Origin of the sequence: Collinsella sp. AM15-2 (genome assembly GCF_003471985.1) — a bacterium.
Lineage (GTDB): Bacteria > Actinomycetota > Coriobacteriia > Coriobacteriales > Coriobacteriaceae > Collinsella.
In genome coordinates, this window is the sequence record NZ_QRKO01000001.1 from 236,127 (window position 1) to 245,125 (window position 8,999).

An 8,999-nucleotide genomic window follows, 5' to 3' on the forward strand; every position below is an offset into this window, starting at 1 on the left:
AGGCTAGTTCGCCTCCGGCCAACCCACAACGTCAAGTACGTCGAGGGCGGTATCGCTTGTCTGCTGGTTTTTGGCCTGCACGGCCTGAACATCGATATCGAGCTTGAATGAGCCGCCGCGCGCGGCATCGTGGTAGTCGCCCACAAATCGCAGCGAGTCCATAAGGCTTTCCGTCATGGCGCCGGGGTCGAGCATGCCGCCACGCCCGGCCAATCCACGGTAGTAGTACCACCCATCGCCGCCGTCGATCCACGGGGACCCCTCGTCCGCGTTCACATGAAACGCAACGCTGCCCGAGGCATCCGCACTCGAACCGTCGGGTGCCACTGACGTCATGCGTAGACGAGCGCGAACGTACTCAGGCTGCGCGCCGGCGTTCTCCACGCGTACAATGCGGCTGATGTCAGAGCCCCCGGCCTTGGTGTCGGGATAGTCCCCGCGCTCGTTGGCCTCAAACGGAATCTCCTCGCCCCGCTCGTTGAGGGTGTATTCGCAGACTCGTACCTTCACGCTGCCAAACGATAGGACGTTGTTCGCCGGAACCATATCAACGGTAAAAGCCAGCGTGCCACACATGCACGCCAGGGCCAACAGCGCAATCGCGGCAAGCGCCAAGGTGCGTTTCTGATTGTCGGAAAGATTGTTGAGCATTACGTTCGCCAATCGTCGATAAAAAGGGGGACCGAGATCCCAGCCCGAATATAGGGGTGGGGGCGGGCCGGGATCTCAGTGGGGGGATTAAGCCTGAGCCTGAGTCTTAGCCCATTCCTTGGCCTGCTTAAGGGCATTCTGCGCGTCAGCATTTTCACCCTGCTCGGTGCCATTCTGGCCCGCGCCAAAGATGTAGGCAAAGACCGTCATCGTGGGAGCCTGTTTCGGGTCAGTAGTAGTCTCGACAACATCGGTGTTGTTCATGGCAGAGGGAATCGTCACGGCAGTGAAAAGCTCATCGGTATAAACGTCCTGCTCTGCTTTGTTGGCTTCGAGCTTTGCAGGCAGGTTCTCTGCGGCAGAGTTCTTGGAGTACATAAACAGACCGCTCACGTACTGGTTGCCAGAGTTGTCAGATTGGTTGGTCTTGACTTGACCCTCAACGGGCTTCCAATTCGTATTTTTGAGCGTAAAGTACGGGGTCTTTTCAAGGCTGGTGCCAGGCTTGACGATGGCATTCTTTACGTAAATGAATACGTATGCATCATCAGAGCCAGCCTTGATGCCGACATTGGGGTTCTTGGCCACAGTGGCGCCAGGAACCATCTTGGAGTTGGCAACCCACTGGGTCTCGAACAGGTAGGCCTTTTCAGTGTTCGGATTATCGGGGTCCGGTTTCTCGGGATCGGTCGGATCAGGCTTGTTTTCCGGGTGGCCAAAGCTACCCACCGTGAACACGTTGTCAATGTGCTCCTGCGCCGTCAGCCATGCATAGGTACCCACACCGGCGGCCATCACCAACAGCAGCAGGGCGGCAATGATGCCGTAGCGCTTTTTCTTCTTGTTTTCCATCGTTCTCTTCCTTTCGAAAATCGACTTCCCCGGCAACGGCCCTTGCCGTTGCCGACACCTCTCCCCTGCCGCTATGAACGCCGCCCCCTCGCATGCGCGCGGGCATGCTTGCCCGCAGGCTCGTCGGGAACCACCCGATCGAGCACTATCGACGCCGCGACCAGCAGCGCCAGAACGGCCACCACAACAAGCAAACCGGGCATCGTCGTGCAATATGCGTTAACGAAGCCCAGGTAAGGGACACAAAAAGAGACAGTGCCGATCACGCGTGAAAAAGGCGTCTGCTCGGCATCGTGCATGATGGTTCCATCTGCATTTTTGTTTGCGATTCCCTGCGTGCCGATCGTCTGCGCGGCAGGGTCGATCTCGTACACCTGGTGCGTCACCACGGCGCCGTCCGATCGGTAAAAGGTTGCATTGTCGCCCACGGTAATATCCGTTGGCTCAACCTGGCGGACAAACACCATGGAGCCAACGGGAAGATCGGGTTCCATAGAGCCCGAAAGCACAGCAAAGGGCATGTATCCAAATGCGCGAGGCACAAAAGAAACAACGGCAAGGGCTATGACAAGCGCGAACGCCAAGCTACTCAAAAGTGCAATAAATCGTTTGAGTCTACGCGCAGCCAAAGTGATAATTCATCCCCCTTGAGGACCTATTCGACCCATCCAAAGGTCAGCAAGTTTCAACAGGAACCGCAAGGCGCTTGAAAAGTGAGTCCGAAATAAGCCAATTTGGAATCTTTTCGTAATAAAAACATAGCGATGTGCTACACATTTTTCAATGTTTTGTCGCTAAATGCTACCTATTTTGGCGTAAGTGGTCATTTATCACCAAATTAGTCTGTTTTATCCAATATCTGTGACTAACCCCCTACGCAACTTCCCCATAGAGGGATCATTTTTTTGCGAAACTAAAATAATGGTACCCCCCCCCACATTAAAACAAACTGCTGGAAGCGCCATTTATTTCCGACCCCTTTTACTAGAGTTTTATGACAACCTCATGTAGTTCGCAGCCCATAACCCTCTGAAAACCGTGTCCCAGAATTCCCGTCCGGAGTGGGATGCGGCTTCCGCTTGTCGCCCCGTTGGGAAGCCGTATCCCGCTTCGATCACAAATTCCGGGTCGCACTTTCCGCCAAGACCCTCAACCGGAAACTACATCCCATTTCTCGACCGAATGCTGGGATGTAGTTTCCACAGAGCCCTTCACCGGGAAACCGCATCCCATTCCAAAGGCAAATTCCGGGACGCAGCTTCCGCAACTCCATCCATCCGGAAATCCCATCCCACTCCGCACACATCCGGGCATAGAGCAATCAGCTTATTAGGCCTTCCATCAATAAAGGGGCGCCCTCGTGTCACGAAAAAAGCCTCGAGAACTTCGAGGCTTTCACATTTGTATTGTTTTGCACGAAGGACCGCGAACGGCGAAGCTACTCTCCCAGCACGGCCTTCTTGGCGGCTGCAGCCATGTTGTCCAGGTCTTCCTTGGTGGGATGGTCCTTCGCGGCAACCCAGTTGTCGAGCAGCATCTTAAATCGGGCGTTTTCGGGATCTTGCTCGAGCATGGCCTCGTAGCGCTGCTTGACCGCGGGGCCCATCTTGCCCTGGCACATCGCCCAGCCCGCAAGCTCGGCATCCCCAGCCAAATTGGAAGTTACGCGGTCGATAATCTGCTGGTAATAGCTCTGGTCGGCCCCAAAGCCGCAGGTGCCAAACAGAAAGACGCGCTTGCCGTGCAAGGCGGAGAGAAACGCCGCGACCGAAGGCGTGCACGCGCCCTTGTCGCACCAAAAACCGACGAGCACTGTGTCGGCCGTGCAGGCGCCCTGCGCCTCGAGCGCAACCTGATCTGCATCCGCATCGTCGCTCAACGCCGCGGCATGGACAAACTCAACACCCGCAGCCTGCAGAGCGCGCTTGATCGCGCCCGAAACCATCCTGGTATTACCGCTCTTGCTGTTAACCACCAAAGAGCACGTCATAGTCACGTTGCCTCGTTTCCCCCAAAACTAAAGCCACTAATGCAATTTATTAGATGAATATCTTAGTACTAACGTGACAGATGTAAACCACCGTCTGTCGATTGGCGACGCAGACGACATCTTTGGACAGATTTCGAACAGTATGTACTTCGGATTGAAACCGCCACAGAACGTTTCACGAATGGCCGAAAAACTGTTTCACAAAACGCCGTCAAATTGTTTCACATAATATCGTCAATTTGTTTCACGGAATACCATCAAATTGTGTCATGGTTTTTCATCAAAATGTTTTACGCGCTGGTAAGATGCTATAAAACAAAATGTTTCTTTGAATGGCGGGAAGTACGATGACTAGGTATATGAGTAGATGTATCGATCGCTCAATCGAACGCGATCTTGGCATTTTTGGTGCCGTGCTCATTCAGGGACCGAAGTGGTGCGGAAAGACGACTACGGCCCAGCGATTCGCTGAATCATCGTTGTCTCTCTCCGACCCTGCCGGAGACTTTGCCGCACTGCAGCTTGCCAGGATCGACCCAGCTCAAGCAATAGTCGGCGCAACGCCGAGACTCATCGATGAGTGGCAGGAAGAGCCAAAACTGTGGGACGCAATACGTTTCGAATGCGATCGTCGGACCGGTGAGCCAGGGCAGTTTTTGCTTACGGGGTCAGCAACACCAAACGACGCCGACCAACCGATGCACAGCGGCATCGGGCGCATATCACGTTTGCGCATGGAAACAATGACTCTGGCCGAACTCGGGGTTTCCTCAGGGGCGGTCTCGCTCGAAACGCTGCTTAACGGATGCCCCATCAAAGCGGCACTTGGATCCATCAACGGCATCGCCGATATCGCCGATTTGCTATGCCGTGGTGGTTGGCCTCAGGCGGTTGGCAAGACGACTGCCGATGCAATGCGTATATCCGCTGCCTACATCGACGGTGTCTGCGAATCGGATGTTTCGAGGGTTGACGGCGTGAAGCGTGACCCAGAGAAAGTCAGGGCTCTTCTGTCTTCGCTTGCGCGCAACGAATCCACTCTTGCCGGCGAAAAGTCTCTTGAGAAAGACCTCGGCGGTGAGGTATCGAGAAGTACGCTGCGGCGCTATACGGATGCCTTGCGCAGAATACACATCATCGATGATATCCCGGCTTGGCATCCGGCGCTCAGGTCTCCGGTAAAGCTGCGGCAAAGTGCAAAAAGGCACCTCGCCGACCCTTCGCTTGCCGTCGCACTGCTCGGAGCAAATCCGGAGTCATTGGCATCCGACCCGAAGACGCTGGGGCTGCTCTTCGAATCCCTCGTCCTGCACGACCTTAAGGTCTATGCAGCCGCAAATGACTCATCGGTGTCCCACTACCATGACGCCGACGATCTCGAGGTCGATGCCGTTATACACAGGCGCGATGGAACTTGGATTGCCGTGGAAATTAAACTCGGAAGTCCGCAGATCCCCGAGGCATCTGCAAACCTGCTTCGACTCGAGCGCAAACTTGTCGAGCGTGGCGAGAGACCACCCGCGGCCAAGCTCATCGTCATCGGGTTCGGCATGCCAGCCCATACAACGCCCGAGGGCATTATCGTTGCCCCCGTTGACACACTCGCGCCCTAGCGCTGCGTTACATGCCCCACGGGCTTGCTTACTGGGCGAACTGGCTGCGGTAGAGCTCGGCGTAGAAGCCGTCTGCCGCCAGCAGCTCGTCGTGTGTACCCCGCTCGATAATCTGGCCGTCGCGCATGACCAGGATGCAGTCGGCGTTGCGGATCGTCGACAGGCGGTGCGCCACCACAAAGCTTGTGCGACCGGCCATGAGCTCGTCGAATGCCGCCTGCACCTGCAGCTCGGTGCGCGTGTCGATACTCGAGGTCGCCTCGTCCAGCAGCAAAATCGCCGGGTCGGTGAGCATGACACGTGCGATGCACAGCAGCTGCTTTTGGCCCTGGCTAAACGTACCGCCGTCCTCGCCGATGACCGTATCGTAGCCGCCTGGCAGCTGCACGATAAACTTGTGCGCATGCGCGCGCTTGGCAGCCTCGATAACCTGTTCGCGTGTGGCATCCGGGCAACCGTAAGCGATGTTTTCCGCCACGGTGCCCTCAAACAGCCAAGTGTCCTGCAGCACCATGCCAAAGGCACGGCGCAGGCTTGCGCGCGTGTAGTCACGCGAGGAACGGCCATCGACCGCAATGCGACCGGCGTCGATGTCGTAAAAGCGCGGCAACAGGTTGATGAGCGTCGTCTTGCCACAGCCCGTGGGGCCGACCAGGGCAAAGCGCATGCCGGGCTTGGCATCGATGCAGATATCCTGCAGCAGCTTGCGGTCGGGCGCGTAGCTAAAGTCCACGTGCTCAAAGGCGACCTCGCCCTGCGGCGCGGCAAGCTCTACGGCGTCCGACGCATCGGGCTCTTGCTCACGGGCGTCGAGCAGTGCAAACATGCGGCGCGCCGAGGCGTACGCGGTCTGGATTTGCGTGATGACGTTCGTGACCTCGTTGAACGGCTTAGTGTACTGGTTAGCGTAGGACAGGAAGATCTGCACGCCGCCCACCGTGAGCGCCGCAGGCACGCCCGTGATCACGCCCGCGCAGCCAATCACGGCGACCACGGCGTAGATGATGTTATTGATAAAGCGCGTGCCGGGGTTAGAAAGCGAACCCATAAACTGCGCGCGCTCGCCCGCCGTATAGAGCTCGGCGTTGAGCGCGTCGAAGCGCGCTTGGGCGTTCGCGCCGTAGGCAAACGCATCAACCAGCTTTTGCTCGCCCACATACTCCTCGATATGACCGCCCAGTTGACCCTGAATACGCTGTTGAGCAGTGAAGCTCTTGTTGGAAAGCTTGGCGATGGCACCGGCCGCAAAGATGGAAAGCGGCGTGACGAGCACCACCACGAGCGTCATGATCAGGTTGATGGAGAGCATAAACGCGAGCGTGCCCACGATGGTGATGACGCCGGTAAAGAGCTGCGTAAAGCCCTGCAGCAGGCCGTCACCCACCTGATCGACGTCGTTGACCACGCGGCTCATGAGGTCGCCGTGGGCATGGCCGTCGATAAAGCTGAGCGGCATGCGGCTGAGCTTGTCGCTCGCCTCCACGCGCATGTCGCGCACCGTCTCGTAGGACAGACGGTTGACGCAGTAGCCCTGCAGCCACTGGAAGGCCGCGGCACCTACCACGACAATCGCGAGCTTGGTGACGAGCGGCAGCAGCGCGTCAAAGTCCACCCGCCCGGCGGCAACGATGAGGTCGATGCCCTCGCCGATAAGGATGGGCGTATAGAGTTGCAAGATCACCGAGATGGCGGCACTCACAAACGACGCCGTAAACGAAATGCGATGCGGGCGGACGTAGCCCAGCAGGCGGCGAGTTACCGCGTCCACGGGGTAGCGCTCGGGGTCGCCGGGCTGACGCGGGCCGTCACCCAAGTCGTTGAGGCTATCGTTGCCGGACACGTTGGCCGTCATCGTGGCGACCGAACCGGAAGAAGTATACGGATTCATTTAGCAGCCCTCCTTTGCGCAGACGGATGCGGGGACGGTTGGGGCAGACGCGGGCGCCGCACTCCCCTGCTGGCCCTCGAGCTCCTCGCGGCGCAGCTGCGACTGGCAAATCTCGCGATAGAGCTGGCAGCTTGCATACAGCTCGTCATGCGTGCCCAGGCCCGCAACCGATCCGTGGTCGAGCACGCAGATCATGTCGGCATCGCGCACGGTCGAGACGCGCTGGCTCACGATGACCGTCGTGAGCGGCAGCCCGCCCTCGGCGGCACCGCGCACGCTACGCTCGCGGACGGCATGGCGAAGCGCCGCGTCGGTCTTAAAGTCGAGCGCCGAGGCAGAATCGTCCATGATCAGGACCTGTGGCGAGCCCACCAGGGCACGCGCGATGGTCAGGCGCTGGCGCTGGCCACCGCTAAAGTTCTTGCCGCCCGCCTCGACCGGGGCATCGAGCCCCTGCGACTTGTTGCGCACGAACTCGCTCGCCTGCGCCATATCGAGCGCTGCCCAGAGCTCCTCGTCGGTCGCCGACTCGTCACGCCAGGTCAGGTTGCTGCGGATGGTGCCGCTCACCAGCGACGCTCGCTGCGGAACGGTCGCGACCACGTGGCGCAGCTGGTCGAGCGGCCAAGTGCGCACGTCGGTACCCATCACGCTCACGCTGCCGGTGCCCGCATCGTACAGGCGCGGGATAAGCGAGACGAGCGTGGACTTGCCGCTGCCCGTGCCGCCGATAATGCCGAGCGTTTTGCCCAGCGGCAGCTCCAGCGTCACATCGCTCACGGCATTTGCCGCGCCCACGCCAAACGAAAAGCTCGCATGGTCAAAGCTCAACGCAGGGACCGGAACAGCGCCACCCGCCAGTTCGCCCGGCTCGGGCAGTGCGACCGGCTGGTTGCCCTCATCGGTAATGCTCGGCACGCAATTGAGCACCTCGTTGATACGAGACGCGCTGGCGCTCGACTTGGTAAAGACCACGACCAGGTTGGCGACATACACGATGGAGGTGAGGGTCTGCGTCATGTAGTTGACGAACGCCATGACCTGACCCTGCGTGAGCTCGCCCACGTTGACCTGGATGCCGCCGATCCACAGGATGGCGCACACGCCCAGGTTCATCACAAGAAACGTGACGGGGTTGAGAATCGACGAGAGCTTGCCCACCGCGATGGCAGTATTGGCCTGGTCATCGGCGGCTTGGGCAAAGCGCTCGCGCTCATGGTCCTCGCGCACGAAGGCGCGAACCACGCGGGCGCCCGAAAGGCCCTCGCGGCAGATAAGCGCGATGCGGTCAAGCTTTGCCTGCAGCTGCTTGTAGTACGGGATACAGCGCGCCATGACAAACCAAAACACCAGGCCGATGGCGGGCGTGCAGATCAAAAAGATGATGCCGAGCTTAAGGTCGATGGCAAGGGCCGCAACCATGGAACCCACGGCCAAGAAGGGCCAGCGGATGAGCATGCGCACGCCCAGCGCCACGGCAAGCTGCACCTGGTTGACGTCGTTGGTGATGCGGGTGATAAGCGACGGCGTGCCAAAGCGGTCGAGTTCGGCATAGCTCAGTTTGTTGATGTGCTGATAGAGCGCACCGCGAATGTCGGTGCCCATGCCCTGCGAGGTGAGCGCCGCCATCTTTTGGCAGACGAGCGTAAACGAGATGCCGATCACGGCCATGGCGGCAAGCACCATGCCGTAGTGGACGACGGCGTCCACGTCGTGCGAGCCAATGCCCTTATCGATCATCTGGGCAATCACCAGCGGCGTCAGCAGGTCAAAGATCACTTCGATCAACTTGCACGCAGGGCCGATCACCATATATCGGCGAAACTTACCACCAAAACGCCTGAGCAACTCAATCATGTATAGGCGCTCCCTATCATCATCCACATTCAATTCGAACCATGATAGTACCGCCACCCCAAAAGAAGCGTAAACAACTCGTCATTTCTAACGGGATTCAGTTTTCAGAGGAGCATACGCGCACACCCAGCCAGTGGCGGGCAAACCG

At 58.6% G+C, this 8,999-nt stretch carries 7 protein-coding genes; 1 reads left to right on the forward strand and 6 read right to left on the reverse strand.

Annotated features, from left to right (window positions below; translation table 11 throughout):
• Positions 1 to 3 precede the first annotated feature (3 nt).
• The 4 genes from DW171_RS01050 to bilS all read right to left on the reverse strand — a co-directional run bounded on the left by DW171_RS01050 (position 4) and on the right by bilS (position 3,493).
• Positions 4 to 651 (reverse strand): hypothetical protein, encoded by a 648-nt coding sequence (locus DW171_RS01050; protein WP_117629828.1) that lies wholly within the window; start codon positions 649 to 651, stop codon positions 4 to 6.
• An 87-nt stretch (positions 652 to 738) separates the two neighbouring features.
• Entirely contained in the window at positions 739 to 1,503 is a 765-nt protein-coding gene (locus DW171_RS01055; protein ID WP_118270188.1) for a SipW-dependent-type signal peptide-containing protein, read from the reverse strand.
• A gap of 71 nt (positions 1,504 to 1,574) precedes the next feature.
• Positions 1,575 to 2,132, reverse strand: a complete 558-nt coding sequence (locus tag DW171_RS01060) for a signal peptidase I (RefSeq protein ID WP_369832453.1) — start codon at positions 2,130 to 2,132, stop codon at positions 1,575 to 1,577.
• Between the two features lie 809 nt (positions 2,133 to 2,941).
• Positions 2,942 to 3,493, reverse strand: coding sequence for a flavodoxin family protein BilS (gene bilS / locus DW171_RS01065; RefSeq protein ID WP_118270190.1), 552 nt, complete (start codon positions 3,491 to 3,493; stop codon positions 2,942 to 2,944).
• 347 nt (positions 3,494 to 3,840) lie between these two features.
• Here bilS and DW171_RS01070 point away from each other — a divergent pair, with 347 nt between their 5' ends.
• On the forward strand, positions 3,841 to 5,106 hold the full coding sequence (locus DW171_RS01070) for an ATP-binding protein (RefSeq protein ID WP_158570989.1): 1,266 nt from the start codon (positions 3,841 to 3,843) through the stop codon (positions 5,104 to 5,106).
• Positions 5,107 to 5,134: 28 nt separating this feature from the next.
• Here DW171_RS01070 and DW171_RS01075 read toward each other — a convergent pair whose 3' ends face one another.
• Together DW171_RS01075 and DW171_RS01080 are read right to left on the reverse strand one after the other, a co-directional pair.
• Positions 5,135 to 6,994, reverse strand: coding sequence for an ABC transporter ATP-binding protein (locus tag DW171_RS01075; protein WP_118270192.1), 1,860 nt, complete (start codon positions 6,992 to 6,994; stop codon positions 5,135 to 5,137).
• The gene (locus tag DW171_RS01080) at positions 6,995 to 8,851 is read right to left on the reverse strand and encodes an ABC transporter ATP-binding protein (protein ID WP_118270193.1); all 1,857 of its coding nucleotides are present in this window, start codon (positions 8,849 to 8,851) and stop codon (positions 6,995 to 6,997) included. It abuts the gene before it with no gap.
• Positions 8,852 to 8,999 lie beyond the last annotated feature (148 nt).

Excerpts from the sequence above, each read along its gene's own strand:
- DW171_RS01055 (WP_118270188.1), bottom strand. The coding sequence starts at position 1,503 with ATGGAAAACAAGAAGAAAAAGCGCTACGGCATCATTGCCGCCCTGCTG.
- DW171_RS01050 (WP_117629828.1), bottom strand. The coding sequence starts at position 651 with ATGCTCAACAATCTTTCCGACAATCAGAAACGCACCTTGGCGCTTGCC.
- DW171_RS01080 (WP_118270193.1), bottom strand. The coding sequence starts at position 8,851 with ATGATTGAGTTGCTCAGGCGTTTTGGTGGTAAGTTTCGCCGATATATG.
- DW171_RS01075 (WP_118270192.1), bottom strand. The coding sequence starts at position 6,994 with ATGAATCCGTATACTTCTTCCGGTTCGGTCGCCACGATGACGGCCAAC.
- bilS (WP_118270190.1), bottom strand. The coding sequence starts at position 3,493 with ATGACGTGCTCTTTGGTGGTTAACAGCAAGAGCGGTAATACCAGGATG.
- DW171_RS01070 (WP_158570989.1), top strand. The coding sequence starts at position 3,841 with ATGACTAGGTATATGAGTAGATGTATCGATCGCTCAATCGAACGCGAT.